Here is a 17,622-nt window from a genome sequence, read left to right as displayed (position 1 = left end):
CTCCCTTTATTTAGTTTAATGACTAAAGTTCTGTCACTAGTTACCGATACTGTTTGTTCTTAAATAAGTTACTAATACTTATTAATTATTATTTATCCAGGGTTAAGCATGTTCTTTAAAAATTTTAAAATTCGTACAAAGTTAACCATCGCATTTACAACTTTTGTGATGTTAATTATGTTGGGTTCCAGTTTTGCATTAATGGGTTTAAATAGTGCGAATCAAGATATTCATGATGTCGTAGATGATATCTATCCAGCCACAGTCAAAGCCAATTTACTGATTAATAATTTCAATGAATTTATTATATTTCAACAACTCACTATGCTTGATGAGCAAGGAAGTTTGGCGGCTGAGCAAGAGAGCAAAAAAGCAGAGATCACCGCTAAAGTTGCGCAATTACTGAAAGAATTAGACGAAACCACATCCGATGCTGAGTCAAAAAAAATCTTAGCTGAGGTTTATGATATTCGTCAGCAATATATAACCTCTCAAAACTTTGTGGTAAAGGCATTTAATGAAAATAACAGACATGCCGCAGTCAATGAACTGATCACAAAAACTTCCGTTATTCAGTTAAAGTATCGCGATAAAATATTAGAGTTTATCGAGTTACAAAATCAAAAAATGGAAGAAGCAGGTAATGCTGTTGAACGTGATTTTATTGAGAAAAGAATAGTTTTAGTATTATTAACCCTAGTCAGTATGATTGTGGGTAGTCTTTTGGGGTGGTTTATTACTAAAGGTATTACTCTCCCATTAGAGAAGGCCATAAACTTTGCAAAAGCCATTGCAAATGGTGATTTAACACAAGACGTGAATACTGATTATCATGATGAAGCAGGGATATTATTACAAGCCCTTGCTGAAATGAAAATACACCTATTAGATGTTGTACAAAATGTACAAAACGGCGCTGAAAATATTTCGTCAGCAGCGGAGCAAATTACTGCTGGTAGCCAAAACTTAGCAGCAAGAACAGAAGAACAAGCAACATCAGTAGAAGAAACGGCAAGCTCAATGGAGCAAATGACGTCAACCGTTAAAAACACCGCAGATCATACTCATGATGCGATTAATGTTGCTGAAAAAACTGAAATCGCCGTACATCATAATGGCGAAATGATGCTTCAGCTAACTGAAAAAATGAGAGCAATTAATAGCTCATCATCTCAAATGACAGATATTATTAACTTAATTGATGCCATCGCATTCCAAACTAATATTCTTGCACTAAATGCCGCTGTTGAAGCAGCTAGAGCAGGTGAACATGGTAAAGGTTTTGCGGTCGTTGCTGGTGAAGTCAGACTACTGGCACAAAAAAGTGCAGACTCTGCTAATGATATACGTACTCTTATCGATAATTCATCAACGCAAACACAAGAAGGAATGGAATTAGTAGAGCAAGCTGGCTCACAAATCCAAAAAATGATCACCGATGTTGAAGAGATCAGTGCATTGTTGCGTGAAATTGGGCAGGCAAGTAATGAGCAAAGTGATGGTATATCGCAAATCAATAATGCTATAAGTCAGCTTGATTCAACAACTCAGCAGAATGCGGGATTAGTCGAGGAATCCGTAGCCGCTGCGAGTTCACTTAATGAACAAGCGCTTAATCTGAATAAATTAGTAAATTACTTTCAGATTAAAAATATCTAATATTTAATTGAATAAGTGTATTGAAAAAATAAAGGTCACTCATCTTCTATTATGGTGACCTTTAAACGTGTTTTATTGCATGATCCAAACAGCCAGGCGGATCAATAAACTCAGCCAAATACCTGTGTTAAATGTGCTTTATATTCAGCAATATCATTATCAACATTTGGTTCTTTAATAACATCATTAACCATAAAAGTCGGTAATTGAGATAATCCTAAAAATTGTTGTGATTTGTGGAAAGCGAAATAAACACCATCAACACCTCTACCCTCAAAGAAGTTACCAAATTCATTAAAGGCTTCAACGGGAGCATTCCACGTTACAGAAATCATATACTGTTTCCCTTGCAGCAATCCCCCTGTACCGTATTGCTTTTTAGGATCACGACGCGTACGCCCATCGTTTTCATATAATTTGCTATGCCCTAAGGTGTAGACATCATCCATATATTTTTTCACTTTCCATGGCATCATCATCCACCAACCAGGCATTTGATAAACAATAGTATCAGCCCAGAGGAATTTCTCGATTTCGTCATCAATATCATAGCCCTCTTCTATTTGAGTTTCTTTAACGCTATGACCTAATATCACTAAATATTCAGCAGCAACATCATGTAATGTACGGTTTAATCGCCCCGCAGAATGACCAAAATTTTGTCCACCATTAATCAATAAAATATTCATGCCAACTCCTAAATTTTCTCTTGTGATACGTTTAATAGCGTTAATTTAACAGGAAATGAAGAAATTCACACACAACACCAAATTTCATAAAAAATTAAAATTCAGTATTATTTTCTTTAAATTTAAGAATAATGAATAAATTAAGGCATTAAAAACCAAGAAAACCCATTTTTACGATTGCGTATATTAATAATAGAGATTATTGCTTTTTAGGTAAAAGTCTATTGTCGCTCAGGCTATTTTTTTAAATGGGTGGCTGTTATAACATGAATAAAAATATCTTCTAACCTAATAGAATTGTATTACTATCACACTAAGATAAGCGGTAAGAAATTAAGTGTATTAGCGTGCTAAAAATTACAGCTTTAATGTGTCAGATAAATATTGAGTTAAACTATCAATAAAAACACGAATGCGCTGGCTAACAACTCTGTCACTATAATAAACGGCATGAAATGGTAATGGTACTGTCTGTAATTCATCATTGAATAATTCAACTAATTTCCCATCTTGAATATCTTTATCCAACATAAAATCAGATAAACAGGCTATCCCTTCACCATTAACACATAACCGTCTTAATGTTTCACCACTGTTCGAGGAAATTCCCTCAGTCACGGTGATTAACTCGTTATCTTTAATCTCTAATGGCCATGTATTTAATGAAGCTGGCTCAGTAAATGTTAAACAAGTATGTTGATTTAAATCTTCAACCAACTTAGGTGTTCCGTTGCGCTCAAGGTATTTCGGTGAAGCCACAATTTTACGATAGCTATTTAATAGCGGGCGTGCTCGTAGACTTGAATCCGTTAATTGGCCAACACGTATAGCAACATCCACTTTGCGCTCAATTAAATTAACAAAGGTTTCAGAGGAAACTAACGACAAAATAATATCAGGATACTGTTGGCGAAAAACAGAAATAAAGGGGATCAAAAGATGTAATACCACAGGTGTTGCAGCATCGATACGCAGTAAACCTTTAGGAGAGCTTTGTGTACCATGTAACTCATTTTCAGCCGCTTGCATCTCTTGCAATATCACTTTCATACGTTGAAAATAAAGTTCACCTTCTGCAGTCAAATTGATCTGGCGTGTCGTTCTATTAAGCAAATTAACGCCTAATTTATCTTCTAATTTTTTTACAGTACGACTTACCGCTGAATTAGCAAGATTCAGTTTATCTGCAGCTTTTGTAAAACTTTTATGTTCAACAACTTCAATAAATACACGTGCTTCTTCTGATGTTGCTCTCATATCATAAACCTCGGTAGCATTAAGTAACGTACTGAAATTTAAGAATACGAATATTTTTTCATTATTGCAATTAAGTTAATAATAGAGAGAAATAGTGAGTTATTAGTCATAATCCACTATAAGTCATGTCTATCCTAAAAAATAAGCAGATAGACCTTAATGGTATACCTGCTTAACGCACTCACTGAGGAAAAATAGCATTAAGCTAATTTCTCAATAAATTTAATCTCTAGTGAATCAATTTTATCTTTTAAATTTTCAATAAATGCCTTCATATGTGCCGTTTCATTATGTTTATCAATAACAGCTTGGTTTTCCCATATTTCAAAGAAAATAAATGTTCTTGGTTGAGTGGTATCCTTATGAAGCTCATACTGGATACAACCCTCATCTTTATGGCTTGGCTTTATCATTGCTTTGCAAGCAGATAACACTTCCTGTTCATGATTTTCTTTTGCCACAATCGTGGCTATCAATCTGATATTATTCATATAAAATCCTGTATTCCAACATAAATGTAAATGACAAACAAATAACAACCTGAAATGACTCTAGCATAATTCTTCATTTCATTATTTACATTTAGGCAAAAATAAGTTGCAGGTATTGTTATTGTCATAATGATTATTATTTTTATTAAAAAGCCATTCAATAATATAAACACACCATCATTATTGCGATTAAAGCAATAGTCTATTGTTTTTTGCCTTATTTATTGCACTTTTTTATCTCTTTACACTAGCACCCTATTAAATTTTAAATTTATTATTCACCTTATTAGGATGCTCGATGAAAACCTTTCTCCCGTTATTAGCTCTGGCTACTGGGGCATTTGCGATAGGAGCCACTGAATTTACACCAATGGGATTATTACCTAATATTGCTTCAGGGTTAAATATCTCGATCACAACGGCTGGTGGTCTTATTACAGGTTATGCTGTAGGTGTTATGGTAGGCGCTCCTATTATAACATTGGGCTTAGGTCGATTAACCCAACAACATGCCCTAGTTTTTCTATTATTACTCTTTATTGCAGGCAATTTATTAGCCTCACAATCTGATAGCTATTGGGGATTAATGGTTGCAAGGCTAATAACCAGCCTTAATCATGGTGCTTTTTTTGGTATTGGATCAGTGGTAGCCGCAAGTCTTGTTGAAAAACATAAACAGGCTGCTGCCGTTGCCGCTATGTTTATGGGGTTAACACTTTCAAACTTAATTGGTGTTCCTTTTATTACTTGGATTGGTCAAATTTATGGCTGGCGTTTAGCCTTTGTTCTTATTTCTGGATTGGGTGTTGTGACATTGATTGGTTTATTAATGCTTCTTCCTGCGATCCCTAAAGGAAATAAGCCCAATATCAAATATGAATTAAAAGTACTCACTCGTTTACCTGTTGTGTTAGCACTACTGACTACCGTATTTGGCGCCGCTGCTCTTTTTGCTCTTTATACATACATTGTCCCTTTCCTTATTAATATCGTTCATGTCAGCGAAAGCGATGTGGCAATGTTACTTGTTGTGATTGGATTAGGATTTACCGTAGGTAATTACTTAGGGGGTAAGTTATCGGCAAAAGGAATTGATAGAACATTGGTGATATTTTTTATATTGCTGATTTTATCAATGATCCTTTTACCCTTGATTTCAAGCCATATGCTCTTAACGATTATCACTCTTTTTATTTGGAGTGTGGCAAGCTTTGCCCTTGTTCCACCACTACAAATAAAAACAATGCAGATAGCCCATGATGCTCCGGGTTTAGTCTCCTCAGTCAATATCGGTGCATTTAATTTAGGCAATGCTATTGGAGCGGTGATTGGTGGAGTTGCTTTAAAGTACAGTTATAACATTGTTCCTTTAAGCGCGGCTTTAGTTGCCATTGTTGGTTTATTACTGGTTTTTTCTCAATTTAAAGTGAAAAGAGAACCACAAAAAAGCTTGGCTTAGTCTTTAACGCCTATTCATACTCACTAAAAAAAGGAACCTAGTTCACACTTTGGTTCTTTTTTTTATGTGTAACAACATCGCCAATAAAATGTAAACAATTTTACCAATATCAGACAAATTGTTTGTATTTGCCGACTTATTTCAGCGGTTATAGAGCGCGTCAAATGTTAAATCCTAAAACATCGCTAACATAATCACTGATTTCTGTTATCAAAACAGGGCTATTTAATGATGAAAATAATCTTTTCACCATTAATACTCCCATAATAACCTCAGGGTAATGCCACATATTGTGAGATAAGTTTATAGCGCTAACACAGACAGCAATACATTCACATTCTAAAGAGAACATTCTGCTAGAGATTATTACGTAGTTAAAACGAAAATAATTATCTGTAAACTCACATTTTAATCACTTTTTTTACTTTGAATATTTGTATGACAATTAACTGGATAAAATAAATATTCCATCTAAAAATGAGACGATTACTTCAAAAGTATTTCATCTCTTGTCTTTGTTCTATAACAGTCAACTTAAACACTTTAAAACGGGTAAGAAATACCCTTAAATAAATATTTTTCTATTATTAAATAAGGTTGATTTTGCGTTTTTCCGTCATAAAAAAAATAGAATTTTTACTTTTATCAATACGATCAAGATCACCTCAACCATATCTTTAACTGAGGATGATTAGGAAGAACCATTCTCATTTACTATTTATTTTACTCATCATAAATTCATTATCCTGCTGATTTGTATTACAATTAAATTCAGTTTAAAAGCGAGTTATTGCACGGTTTTAGACACAAAAAGAAGTCAATCATTGATGAGAAAATCATATTTTAATCTATTTAAACAATTAATATAAAAATATTAACTTTGTATAATTCAAATTATTAAATTAAAAATAAACAAAAATAAACAAGAGGTAATAAATTATATTTTTCACTAAATAAAAAAAGAAAAAATTTAGAATGAAATAAAACACCTATATTTTAAAAACAAAAACAAGAAAAAAACAGAAATAAAAAACAATATAAAAAACAATATAAAAAAATAATACATATCGAAAAAATAAAACAAAAAAAATAAAATCAAAAATAAAATTAAGATAATATTGATAGCAAAAAAGAGTATTATAAAAATATAATAAACAATAATTTAAATAATTAAAACAGAAAAATTTAGAACAATAAAATATTGAAATAAAAAATTTTTAGCCTATTTGTTAATAAAATAACTCAAAAAACAACACATTAAATTATTTTATGTTTATTTTGAGTATAGGCAGTCATTTTTATCCTAAAAAATGGCATTTTAGACTTAAATTCATCTTTTTATTACATAGCTAAAACCATCAATATCGTTCTTTTTTTCATCAAAACCCAATTTATTAACAACATTATCAATTCAATTACATTGACGAACATCAAAAAATGCGACAACTAACAAGCAAATAATGAGAAAAAAGGAATTTTTTTATATTTGTCACACAATTGATTTTATTCTATTACATCTCAATAAATATTCCCTACAATAGCCAACTAATCTAACCTGACAATTTCCTAAGTGATGATATTTTTCATTGTTTAGGTTAGTAACTATCTTTTTTTATTTATGATTTATCGTTTCAGCAAAGTAGAGCATTAATAAAACCTAGTACCCTACACAATTATATAATGACCAACTTATAGGTTTGCCAACGCAGTTATAAACGATAAAAATTGCAAACTTAAGGATAAAAATAATCATGTCAGACTATCTATCATTCTTATTAGGCATTGTGCCTTTAGCCGTTTTGATTTTCATGATCTTAAAAATGAAATCAGCCGTTCACCATGCCGTGCTTGTGTCTTTAGTGATAACCGTTGCGCTTGCTATTTTCCATTGGAACAACACCATTCAATTTGCTTCTGTCTCAGTCCTTTATGGTGCAGTTAAAGGATTGTGGCCAATCATCATCGTTATTCTTGCGGCTATTTATAGTTATAACTTAATGTTAAAAACAGGTGGCATGGATGTCCTTAAAGATGTACTGGCTGGTATAAGTGATGATAAGCGAGTGCAAGTTCTGCTTATTTCATGGTGTTTTGGGGGCTTTCTTGAAGCGGTTGCGGGTTATGGTACTGCGGTTGCCATTCCTATCGGTATTTTAATTGCACTTGGATTTGATCCTTTTAAAGCAGCCGTTGCCTCTTTAGTTGCCAATACGGTTCCTACTGCTTTTGGTGCGGTCGGTATTCCCGTTTCAATTTTAGCGCAAAACACTGGGCTTGATGTATTAGTGCTCAGTAAAACAATTATTATTCAGTTGGGGTTATTTAATATCGTATTGCCTTTTGTCATCGTTGCCATTGCGGGTGGTGGAATTAAAGCGATTAAAGGTGTCGGATTTATTACCTTAATGTGTGGTATCAGTACACTAATCCCTCAATATATCGTTGCTGCTAATTTAGGTGCTGAATTACCGGCGTTTGCAGGTAGCTTAGTCAGCTTAATTGTGGTTATTTTCCTTGCTAAACGCATGAAAAACAGTGGTGATAAACAAAAAAGTGTCAAAAAGCACACAGGCAAAGCGCTGTTAGTAGCAAGTTCTATTTATCTATTTACCTTTATCTTTATTTTAGCATGCTCACCTTTATTCCCTGCGATCCAAAGCATGGCGGGTTCTATCTCAACGAAGATCCCATTTGTATTAAGTGAAACACAAACGGAATATCAAACCATTGCTTGGTTAAGTACACCGGGGGTATTAATTATTCTTGCCAGCTTTGTGGGGGGCACCATTCAAGGTGCAAGTGTTTCAACACTTATCTCTGTTCTGGTTAAAACGACTGTCCAACTAAAAAATTCCATTATTGCCATCACAGCAATCGTCGCGATGGCAACCGTTATGGATTTCAGTGGCATGATTGGTAGTATCGCGGAAACCTTAGTCGATTTCACAGGTGCAGGATTTATCTTTATTGCTCCAGTGATCGGTGCATTAGGCACCTTCGTAACAGGTAGTGATACAAACTCTAACGTACTGTTTGGTAAGTTACAAACCAGTGCAGCCGCTAAACTAAATATTGATCCATTCATTCTGGCCGCAGCCAATACCTCTGGTGCAACGGGCGGTAAAATGATTTCACCTCAAAGTATCGCCATTGCAGTTTCAGCGACAAAAATGGATGGGCAAAGCAGTGCCATTATGCGTGAAACCTTAAAATACTGTATCGCCTATATCGTTATTCTTGGGGCGAAGATCGGCATTATTTATCATTTAATGAATTAATTAATCAGGAAAAGGGAGCGTGTTCACCCCACTCCTTTCTCCTCTTATAACGAAGCAATAAAAGAATTTTATCTTTAGCAAAAATAATAACATCTGAGCGATGTTTTGGAGTTCGATTAATGAAAGTTAATTTTTATGCGACCTGTCTTGGTGATGTGCTGAAAGCAGATTCAGCCCGAGACACCGTCTTGTTACTTGAAAAATTAGGCTGCGAAGTCTTATTTCAAGAACGCCAAGGTTGCTGTGGTCAGCCAGCGCTTAATAGCGGTTATGTCAATAACGCAAAACCTGCCATGAAATCGTTAATTGAAACATTGGAAGTGAACGACTATCCCATTATTTCACCTGCAGGCTCCTGTACTTATGCTATTAAAGGTTACCCAACTTATCTTGCTGACGAACCACAATGGGCATTACGGGCACAAGGTGTTGCCGATCGCCTGATTGATTTAACCAGCTTTATTGTTAACACCCTTGGTGTTGTTGATGTTGGTGCTCGCCTACCAGGAAAAGCGGTTTATCACCCATCTTGCAGTTTAACCAGAAAGTTAGGTGTCGTCAGTGAGCCTTTAACACTGTTAAAACATGTTGAAGGTCTTGAAATGTTGCCTTTTGAAAACTCAGAAACCTGCTGTGGCTTTGGGGGAACGTTCTCCGTGAAGATGTCTGAAATTTCAGGTGAGATGGTGACTGAAAAAGTAAAACATATTATGGATGTGAGCCCTGATTATGTCATTGGTGCCGATACAAGTTGCTTAATCAACATTCAAGGTCGTTTAAGTCGTGAGAAACGTCCTGTAAAAGTGTTGCATATTGCACAAGTTTTAATGAGCCAATAAGGGAGCCTGCTTATGTCTATCAAAACCAGTGATATAGATTTCAGACCTCGTCTAGAACATGAAATGAAAGACACGATCATGCGTAATGCGGTTGTTATGGCGCAAGAGCGTATTGGGGCTAACCGTCAAATCATGGTGAAGGAACTGGGTAATTGGGAAGAGTGGCGTGATCGCGCTGAACAAATCCGTAACCATGTTCTTGAAAATTTAGATGCTTATCTCTACCAATTATCCGAAAAAGTCACTGAAAACGGTGGCCATGTTTATTTTGCTAAAACAGCAGAAGATGCCTCTCGTTATATTTGTGACATTGCCAAAAAGAAAAACGCGAAGAAGATTGTAAAATCTAAATCAATGGTCACCGAAGAAATTGGGATGAATAAAGCCTTACAAAATGAAGGCATTGAGATCATCGAAACAGACCTCGGTGAATATATTCTTCAATTAGATAATGATCCACCATCTCATATCGTGGTTCCAGCGATCCACAAAGATCGTTATCAAATTCGCAAAGTCTTAAATGAAAAACTCAATTATGAAGGCAGTGAAACGCCAGAAGACATGACGCTTTTCATTAGACAACGTATCAGACAAGATTTCCTTTCTGCTGATATTGGCGTCACCGGCTGTAACTTTGCTGTGGCAGAAACGGGTACTGTCTGTTTAGTTACCAATGAAGGTAATGCAAGGATGACCACAACATTACCTAAAACCCATATCGCGGTTATGGGGATGGAACGTGTGGCTCCCACCTTTGAAGAAGTTGATCCATTGATAACCATGTTATGTCGTAGCGCCGTTGGCTCACGTTTAACTAGTTATAACACTTGGGTAACTGGCCCACGTGAAGCCGGTAATGTTGATGGCCCTGAAGAGTTCCATTTAGTCATTGTGGACAATGGTCGTTCTGAAATTTTAGGCTCACAATTTAAAGATATTTTACGTTGTATTCGTTGTGGTGCTTGCCTAAATACATGTCCTGCTTATCGTAATATTGGTGGTCATGCTTATGGCTCAATTTATCCAGGCCCAATTGGTGCAGTAATTTCACCACTATTAGGGGGTTATAAAGATTTCCACGATCTCCCTTATGCATGTTCACTATGTAACGCGTGTAATGTAGTTTGCCCAGTCAAAATTCCTTTAGCGCAACTGATTTTAAAACATCGCCGTGTAATGGCAGAAACAGGTCTTACACCAAAAGCAGAACGTCGAGTCACAGGTATGTTTAACTACCTCAATTCACACCCTGCCCTTTGGAAAGTGGGTATGAATGTCGGTGCGAAAATGGCGGGATTAATGATCAAAAATGGTTCTACACCAATCAAAATCAGTGTTCTTAACGATTGGATGGAATCGCGAGATCTCCCTAAACCGGATGGTTATAGCTTCCGTAGTTGGTTTAAACGCCATAAAGCAGAAGGAAAAAAATAATATGTTAAACGAACAAAACCGTAATGAATTTCTGCAAACTATTGCTGAAAAATTAGGACGCCCTATTGCGTATAAGCCACAACCACAACCTACACCAGTGAATGATTTAGCGAAAACACGCTTAACTAATTTAACTCAAGATGAACTGTGCAAAGAATTTACTGACTTTGCTCAGACTCAAATGGTGAAATGTGTTGTTAGCAAACCTGATGACGTTATTAATAACCTAATTGAGCTCTGTGAAAGTTATGATTGTAAAGGCTCGGTGGTAATAAGTGGTGATGAGCGTTTAGATGCACTTGGCGTCACAAAAGCGGTTAGCGAAAAATACGAAACTTATATTTGGGATCCGGCTCTTGGACGTGAAAATATTGTTTATGCTGAACGCTCTCAAATTGGGATTGTTTTTGCTGAAGCGGGCTTAACGGAATCGGGTGGGATTGTTTTATTTTCGTCTCCTGAAAAAGGGCGAGCCGTGAGTTTATTACCAGAAACCTCAATTGTTATCCTACGTAAAAGCGATATTTTACCTCGAGTGGCTCAAATTGCTGAGCGTTTACATAAGATGGCTCAAGAGGGTATAAGAATGCCGTCTTGTATCAATTTAATTGGTGGTGCAAGTTCTACTGCTGACATTGAATTGATTAAAGTATGGGGAGTTCATGGCCCTGTTCATGCGGCTTATCTTATTATTGAAGATTGCTAATTCAAGATAAAATAACGTTAAAACGATAACAAAATCGCTAACAGTCAGAGTCAATTATTGACGCCTAAATCAAACCCAAAAGATAAGTTAATCGCTTTTGGGTTTTTCTCTATTATGTGCCAATTAATTATTCAGTAAATTTTTTGCTCTCCATTGATTTAATTTTATTTCACATGCGAGTAAAACATCTCCTGCCCCCGATCCCCCCATTAATAATGCGGATTGCCGTTGACATTCAGCGCTTCTAAATTGAATAAAATGCTGTTGAGCACTGGATAATGCATCAATGGCACTTTTCGCTGCAACAGAATCAGTATCCTCAAGATCACTTTTACTTTTGTCATAAATGATATTCATTTGCTGTTCTGTCAGTTTTAATTCATCCAATAGACAAGTTTGCACTGATGTTCTCGGCTCTTTTGCGGTCACTTCATAACATTTTGCTAAAGGATCGTATTTGCCTTGTGCCGAAGAAAAAAAGCTAACTGTAAGTAAACTACAAGAGAGCAGAAATAAACTTAGTTTCACGCGAACTCCTTATAGAAATTTATAATAAAATTTATGCTCAACATAATGTATAAAATAACGAATATCACATATATTAGTGCGAACAGTATCATTTTAGGATATATCGCATCTTACTCGATAAATTTAGATTTCAATCGAGTAATAATAAGAAAATATTATTAATGTCTTTTCTATTTAAACGTATTTTGCTTATTTTTTATCAATTAAATATTATTTAATGCAATATCAATCGATTAAAACTCAGCCAATAATTTTTAAAATAGTCATTTACTACTTTAACTTTGCTTTTAATTGAAAAAATAACAAATTTTCTTATACCGAAAAAAAGTCTACTGTTTCAATTTTCACTATTTTTTTCTCAGCATAGCAATAGAAAATCCACTTTTTTTGCAGTAATCTCATATCCTTCTTATTGGCAATTTCCACCTAAAAACGACCAATGGTATCACCGATATGCTCTATAAATTTACCCCCATTATTCTTCTCATAATTTCCAATATTTTTATGACCTTTGCTTGGTATGGGCATCTAAAATATGGCAATAAATCCCTTATTGTTGTCATTATTTTAAGCTGGTTGATTGCATTTGTTGAATACTGTTTTGCTGTACCCGCAAATCGCATTGGCCATAATTACTACAGTGCAGCGGAATTAAAAACCATACAAGAAGTAATCACTTTAACTATTTTCGCTATTTTTTCTGTCACTTATTTGGGGGAAAATTTTACATTAAATCATTTTATTGGTTTTCTTTTAATTGGTGCAGGCGCTTTATTTATTTTTAAAGGGCCTTTTTAGAAAAATCGATTAGTAGATATCATTAGCTCATTTTTTCAGCATGTTATCTAAGCTTGTTTTATTACCGCCTTATCAAAACCGATAAGGCTTTTTTGATTCAAAATCTAACACTCTGATTACTTTTAATACTATTTATAGTGTGATTTTTACAGAGAATTAAATAACACCATCACTTATCATTAAGTTATATAGTCTACTCAGACGTTTTTTCCAAAATAATAGTCTGCTTTGTAATAAATATATTCTATATACAGAAATATTTCTCTTGAAAAATATTTTTCATTCGGCGCATAATGATTATTCTAAGAGAAGCATCGTTTCTCTGTCTTTTTTGCCTCTCTTAAACTACCGCACTCTTAAAACGTGCGTTTTATCACTTTAACGTCAGATAAAATGGTATCTGGTATGAGCAAACATTCTAACGATTTTATTTATATGCAGGATAATCCCTGTATGCATTGTGGTGCTTGTTGCGCCTATTTTAGAGTTTCGTTCTATTGGGCAGAAATGGTAAGTGGTGGAGGTGTGGTTCCAGATGAATTAACAGAACCATTAACGCCTTTTCTCTCTTGCATGAAAGGAACGAATTCTAAAAAACCACGCTGTGACAAACTGATTGGTGAAGTCGGAGAGTGTGTAAGTTGTTCTATCTACGAACAACGCCCTTCTCCTTGTCGTGAGTTTCAACAATCTTGGGTAAATGGCATCCCAAATGAAGCTTGTGATCGTGCGAGAGCGGCTTATGGTTTACCTCCATTAACCCACATCACCCTGCCTCACACCGCGTAAGACATCAGAGGGGTTAAGCCCCTCCTGATCATTTAATACCATCCTTCATGCTTTTTTATAAAAAAATAAAATGACAGCACAAAAAATCATTATTAAATAATATGTTAGTTTGACTTTATTTTTAAATGACCTAGTATATAAGGTAATGAGTTAATAACGTGTATTTAGTGAGGTTTTTTATTTTAAAATAGCAATAAATTTGGAGGGCATTATGATCAGTAGCTCTTTTTTTATCCTTTTCCTTTCTTTTATCTGTTCTACTGCGGTCGTTAGTATGTTACTCGGTGGCTTAGAGGAATAATTATGAATATTTCTGATGAAAATATTCTTCCCCAGAAATAATGCCCATACTTGAGATAAAATCAGTATGGGCATTATTTTACTTATCGTTTAAATTTTAGATTTATTTTTACTTTTGTTATTTTTATTCTATTTTTTATAAAAAATTAAATACCTCAAATTTTCCTCGTTTGCCTATTTAGTAGGTAAAATGTCCCGTTATTTTCCATGAAAATAAGACATCCTCAGCAACTTGCCCAAACCCAATATTATGCATAACGAGATAGCGTTGGTTATCCCCGCTTTTCTTATTTACTACAATGCCAATATGAGGCCGTCCATTATCTAAACGCCAACTCACAATATCGCCTGGAACATAATCTTCTGCATTTTTTGTAATCGGTTTTACTTTTCCTTTTCGTGTGAAAAAGACTTCTAAATTGGGAACCCTACGGTGATCAATATTCGTATCGGGTTTATTCAATCCCCACATTCGTTTACTGGGGTAAGCGGAAAAATTTGCTTTAATATCTTCATGCAACAATTTTTGTAAATCGATATCAATCCCACGATAACTACGAATAATCACATCACTACATACTCCTTTATAAGCAGGCACATCTCCCATTGGGTAGTCTATTTTACGATAATCAGAGTCGTAAAATACGGCCCTTGGTAAGTCAGTCGCATACTCCACCAGCTTTTTATTTTGTTCTGAGGTTATCGCTTGTGCACTTGAAAAGGGAATAATGAGTAAGAGTAAAACGCTAATTTTCATTATTTTCACTGTCTGTTCTCCATGAAAAAGTGAAATCCATTATTTAAGAAAGAAATAACGTTATCTGTTTATACTAATAGAGCACAACATAAAAATATCGGGGAAATCTTAATTCATTTTTAGAGTAGATATAAAAAAACCGAGCCACCTTTAGGGTAAGCTCGGCTGATAAATAAGAGAATAAGAAAGAGAACAAGTAAGAGAATACAGTTTAGTTCAACACAATATGGCTTTTACGGCGTAAACTTGCAAACAACATGTAAATTGCTGTCACTAATAACACCACAAAGAAGAAATTCATAATGCCGTTATTGGCTTGAGCCATAAACATCCCTGCACCTAAAGGCCCAATAGCAGAGCCAATGCTATAACTTAATAGCATCACTTGTGTAATAGCTACAATGTAACTCGCGTTCACATGATCACACGCCAATGTAATAGCGATAGGATAAAGTGCAAAAGAAGACATTCCCAATAGCGCTAATGCAATAATAAGCACCATATAATCGCTAGAAAGATAAGTCAGTCCCATAGCAAAAACACCCACTAAACACATCATCGCTAATAACAATGTTTTGCTTATCATCACAGACAATTTGCTAATAATAGGCTGAACCACCATTCCGCCTAAAATAATTGCTGCCATCAACACACCAATTTGGTCTGTTGTAAACTGCCCTTGATTTAAAGCTAATGGCATCATGCCATAAATACTGCCCATCACGACACCAGATACCATACAGCCGACTAAAGCTGCTTTATTTAATCGGCTCATCTGCTTGAGTGACAAACTTTTATGATCATGCCCTTGCGGTTGCCCTTGTTTAAAAAGCAGAGGCGGTAATACGGCGATTAATAACAAAACTAATATCGCCATAAATGGGATAGCACCTTGCGTACCAATCGCCCCAATCGCCAATTGTCCTAATGTTGTGCCGCCATAAAGCGAGGTCATATAAAAGCCTAAGCGTTTAGCTCGCTCTTTAGGATTATCGCCAATTAATAACCATGACTCGACAACAACAAAGATACCTGCGACCGCCATACCACCAATAAAACGGAAAACCATCCATGCTGATAAATAAGGCATTAAAGGCAACACACCGACAGTCACTGCCAGTAATAATAAAAATACAACAAAAGAAAGGCGATGCCCTATTCTTGCAATAATAGGTTCTATCATGACTGAACCTATTAACAATCCAATAAAATAAATACTTGCTAACCAACTGGCATAGAGTGTATCCATTCCAAAACTGCTCATAGACAGTGGAATTAAACTCATTAAATAGCCTGACGCGATAGCAAATACCGTTAACCCAGCCACAGGTACTAATGTACTGTCGCCTTTGCGTACCAAAGTAGTGTTCTGTTTCACTACCCTCGTCTCCACAATCAAAACGGTTGATGATGCGCTGTTTCCTCGATGCCTGATAGAGGCTGTTCTTTTATCTAGGAAAGATAAAAGAAACAAAGGTGAAAACAGTGGATGGCGTCCCTAAATTCAGGAGACGCGAATATAGCGTTTAAATGATGATAAATAAAATTATAAAATCTAATGTCAGAAAACAATTTTATTTATATCAATCATGATTATCGCCTTTTTCCACTAAAAAGAAATAGTTCTCATCTAATATTTATTTTTATTAAAAGATAAGTATTTTTTACTAAGAATAACGACGAGCAAATACGTACTAAATAAAATAGAAATAATAAATATTCATTACTATCCTATCGTTACCCAATAGGATAGCTAAAAATAAAGAGAGATTTTTGTTTATTCTACGCTTTTTTCTAAAGCAATATTAATCGCATCAGGAATTGAACCACCATGGCCTTTGCCTTCAAACAGATAAAACGCACACTGTTTTCCTGCTTCCGATAAATATTGGCATAACTGACGTTGCGTTAACCAGCTACTCCTTTCTTGATAATTTTTTTGTTGTTCTTCACTCAATCGGCTTAAATCAGGTGTTTCTTCTTTTTCGCCCAAAGTTATTGCAATAGAAATATCGCTAGGAATAGCTTGCCATTGCTCTTTTTTCACCCATTCGCCTTTTCCCCACCATAATGAGGGACTTGCTGCAATATAACGTTGAAATGTTTCTGGATGATTGAATAAAACATAGAGAGTAAATACACCGCCAAAAGAGTGACCAAACAGCGATTGCTGAGTAATCAAAATTTTTTCTTTAGCGAGTTGCTCTAATGCATAAGGTCTTACTTGCGTTAAGAAAAATTGATAAAAATGCTCTGCATTTCCACCTCTGCTAAATGCTTCTCCTTTTACACTCGGTGTGTAGTCATGCATTCTCTCTGTAATAAAATAAGCGTTATCACCCACATACCCCACACTGATAATTGCAGGCAGTGGTTTATTTTTCTGCTTTATAGCTTCGTTTACCATCAACGGAAACTGAGCATTTCCATCAACACTATAAATTAATGCTGCCTTAGTGGTATTTTTAGGAATAGCCAGAAAGAGGCGATATTGCTTTCCTTCATATGCTACTTCTTTATTGGTAATTTGATAATAAGAGTGAGCCTGAGACTCAATTTCAGGCACTTCTTGGTTAGGTCTGGCTTGAGCAACCGCAGATAACATAATCATTCCACATAACATTAGTATTCGCATAAA

15 protein-coding genes are annotated in these 17,622 nt (G+C 35.1%); 8 read left to right on the top strand and 7 right to left on the bottom strand.

The annotated features are described in order from the left end of the window. Nucleotides 1-108: 108 nt before the first annotated feature. Nucleotides 109-1,659, top strand: a complete 1,551-nt coding sequence (locus tag B6258_RS08435; protein WP_099074881.1) for a methyl-accepting chemotaxis protein — start codon at nt 109-111, stop codon at nt 1,657-1,659. Between the two features lie 110 nt (nt 1,660-1,769). Here the strand turns inward: B6258_RS08435 and B6258_RS08430 are convergent, their stop codons facing one another. The 3 genes from B6258_RS08430 to B6258_RS08420 form a co-directional block, all read right to left on the bottom strand. Continuing rightward, nucleotides 1,770-2,348, bottom strand: a complete 579-nt coding sequence (locus B6258_RS08430) for an NAD(P)H-dependent oxidoreductase (RefSeq protein ID WP_099074880.1) — start codon at nt 2,346-2,348, stop codon at nt 1,770-1,772. A 357-nt stretch (nt 2,349-2,705) separates the two neighbouring features. Further along, nucleotides 2,706-3,605, bottom strand: coding sequence for a DNA-binding transcriptional regulator YafC (gene yafC, locus B6258_RS08425; RefSeq protein ID WP_099074879.1), 900 nt, complete (start codon nt 3,603-3,605; stop codon nt 2,706-2,708). A gap of 200 nt (nt 3,606-3,805) precedes the next feature. Continuing rightward, nucleotides 3,806-4,096, bottom strand: coding sequence for a putative quinol monooxygenase (locus B6258_RS08420; RefSeq protein ID WP_099074878.1), 291 nt, complete (start codon nt 4,094-4,096; stop codon nt 3,806-3,808). Between the two features lie 298 nt (nt 4,097-4,394). On the opposite strand from B6258_RS08420, the gene B6258_RS08415 reads away from it, so the two are divergent. The 5 genes from B6258_RS08415 to B6258_RS08395 all read left to right on the top strand — a co-directional run bounded on the left by B6258_RS08415 (nt 4,395) and on the right by B6258_RS08395 (nt 11,812). Then, nucleotides 4,395-5,555, top strand: a complete 1,161-nt coding sequence (locus B6258_RS08415; protein WP_099074877.1) for an MFS transporter — start codon at nt 4,395-4,397, stop codon at nt 5,553-5,555. A gap of 1,751 nt (nt 5,556-7,306) precedes the next feature. Beyond that, on the top strand, nt 7,307-8,833 hold the full coding sequence (locus B6258_RS08410; protein WP_099074876.1) for an L-lactate permease: 1,527 nt from the start codon (nt 7,307-7,309) through the stop codon (nt 8,831-8,833). Between the two features lie 119 nt (nt 8,834-8,952). Then, entirely contained in the window at nt 8,953-9,672 is a 720-nt protein-coding gene (locus tag B6258_RS08405; RefSeq protein ID WP_099074875.1) for a (Fe-S)-binding protein, read from the top strand. A 12-nt stretch (nt 9,673-9,684) separates the two neighbouring features. Further along, nucleotides 9,685-11,106, top strand: a complete 1,422-nt coding sequence (locus tag B6258_RS08400) for a LutB/LldF family L-lactate oxidation iron-sulfur protein (RefSeq protein ID WP_099074874.1) — start codon at nt 9,685-9,687, stop codon at nt 11,104-11,106. 1 nt (nt 11,107) lies between these two features. Further along, complete coding sequence (locus tag B6258_RS08395; RefSeq protein ID WP_099074873.1) at nt 11,108-11,812, top strand: LutC/YkgG family protein; 705 nt, start codon at nt 11,108-11,110, stop codon at nt 11,810-11,812. 123 nt (nt 11,813-11,935) lie between these two features. Here the strand turns inward: B6258_RS08395 and umoC are convergent, their stop codons facing one another. Beyond that, on the bottom strand, nt 11,936-12,340 hold the full coding sequence (umoC, locus tag B6258_RS08390) for a lysozyme inhibitor LprI family protein (RefSeq protein ID WP_099074872.1): 405 nt from the start codon (nt 12,338-12,340) through the stop codon (nt 11,936-11,938). A 453-nt stretch (nt 12,341-12,793) separates the two neighbouring features. Here umoC and B6258_RS08385 point away from each other — a divergent pair, with 453 nt between their 5' ends. Together B6258_RS08385 and B6258_RS08380 are read left to right on the top strand one after the other, a co-directional pair. Next, nucleotides 12,794-13,138, top strand: a complete 345-nt coding sequence (locus B6258_RS08385) for a DMT family protein (protein WP_099074871.1) — start codon at nt 12,794-12,796, stop codon at nt 13,136-13,138. Nucleotides 13,139-13,543: 405 nt separating this feature from the next. Next, nucleotides 13,544-13,927: a YkgJ family cysteine cluster protein gene (locus tag B6258_RS08380; protein WP_099074870.1), complete on the top strand. Its 384-nt coding sequence runs from the start codon at nt 13,544-13,546 to the stop codon at nt 13,925-13,927. A gap of 478 nt (nt 13,928-14,405) precedes the next feature. On the opposite strand, the gene B6258_RS08370 is transcribed toward B6258_RS08380, so the two are convergent. From B6258_RS08370 to B6258_RS08360, 3 genes are all read right to left on the bottom strand, one after another. After that, a complete protein-coding gene (locus tag B6258_RS08370) occupies nt 14,406-14,984 on the bottom strand; it encodes a DUF1287 domain-containing protein (protein WP_240531558.1) in 579 nt (192 codons plus the stop codon). A 211-nt stretch (nt 14,985-15,195) separates the two neighbouring features. After that, nucleotides 15,196-16,362: an MFS transporter gene (locus B6258_RS08365; RefSeq protein WP_099074867.1), complete on the bottom strand. Its 1,167-nt coding sequence runs from the start codon at nt 16,360-16,362 to the stop codon at nt 15,196-15,198. A gap of 399 nt (nt 16,363-16,761) precedes the next feature. Next, the gene (locus B6258_RS08360) at nt 16,762-17,619 is read right to left on the bottom strand and encodes an alpha/beta hydrolase (protein WP_240531550.1); all 858 of its coding nucleotides are present in this window, start codon (nt 17,617-17,619) and stop codon (nt 16,762-16,764) included. Nucleotides 17,620-17,622 lie beyond the last annotated feature (3 nt).

This window comes from Proteus alimentorum (genome assembly GCF_002607735.1).
Lineage (GTDB): Bacteria > Pseudomonadota > Gammaproteobacteria > Enterobacterales > Enterobacteriaceae > Proteus > Proteus alimentorum.
The sequence above is the reverse complement of the archived record's forward strand: the minus strand, read 5'-3'. Positions and strand labels throughout refer to the sequence as shown.

Bases quoted from the DNA above. Each gene is read 5' to 3' on its own strand.
- B6258_RS08435 (WP_099074881.1), top strand. From the start codon at position 109: ATGTTCTTTAAAAATTTTAAAATTCGTACAAAGTTAACCATCGCATTT.
- B6258_RS08430 (WP_099074880.1), bottom strand. From the start codon at position 2,348: ATGAATATTTTATTGATTAATGGTGGACAAAATTTTGGTCATTCTGCG.
- yafC (WP_099074879.1), bottom strand. From the start codon at position 3,605: ATGAGAGCAACATCAGAAGAAGCACGTGTATTTATTGAAGTTGTTGAA.
- B6258_RS08420 (WP_099074878.1), bottom strand. From the start codon at position 4,096: ATGAATAATATCAGATTGATAGCCACGATTGTGGCAAAAGAAAATCAT.
- B6258_RS08415 (WP_099074877.1), top strand. From the start codon at position 4,395: ATGAAAACCTTTCTCCCGTTATTAGCTCTGGCTACTGGGGCATTTGCG.
- B6258_RS08410 (WP_099074876.1), top strand. From the start codon at position 7,307: ATGTCAGACTATCTATCATTCTTATTAGGCATTGTGCCTTTAGCCGTT.
- B6258_RS08405 (WP_099074875.1), top strand. From the start codon at position 8,953: ATGAAAGTTAATTTTTATGCGACCTGTCTTGGTGATGTGCTGAAAGCA.
- B6258_RS08400 (WP_099074874.1), top strand. From the start codon at position 9,685: ATGTCTATCAAAACCAGTGATATAGATTTCAGACCTCGTCTAGAACAT.
- B6258_RS08395 (WP_099074873.1), top strand. From the start codon at position 11,108: ATGTTAAACGAACAAAACCGTAATGAATTTCTGCAAACTATTGCTGAA.
- B6258_RS08385 (WP_099074871.1), top strand. From the start codon at position 12,794: ATGCTCTATAAATTTACCCCCATTATTCTTCTCATAATTTCCAATATT.
- B6258_RS08380 (WP_099074870.1), top strand. From the start codon at position 13,544: ATGAGCAAACATTCTAACGATTTTATTTATATGCAGGATAATCCCTGT.
- B6258_RS08370 (WP_240531558.1), bottom strand. From the start codon at position 14,984: ATGAAAATTAGCGTTTTACTCTTACTCATTATTCCCTTTTCAAGTGCA.
- B6258_RS08360 (WP_240531550.1), bottom strand. From the start codon at position 17,619: ATGCGAATACTAATGTTATGTGGAATGATTATGTTATCTGCGGTTGCT.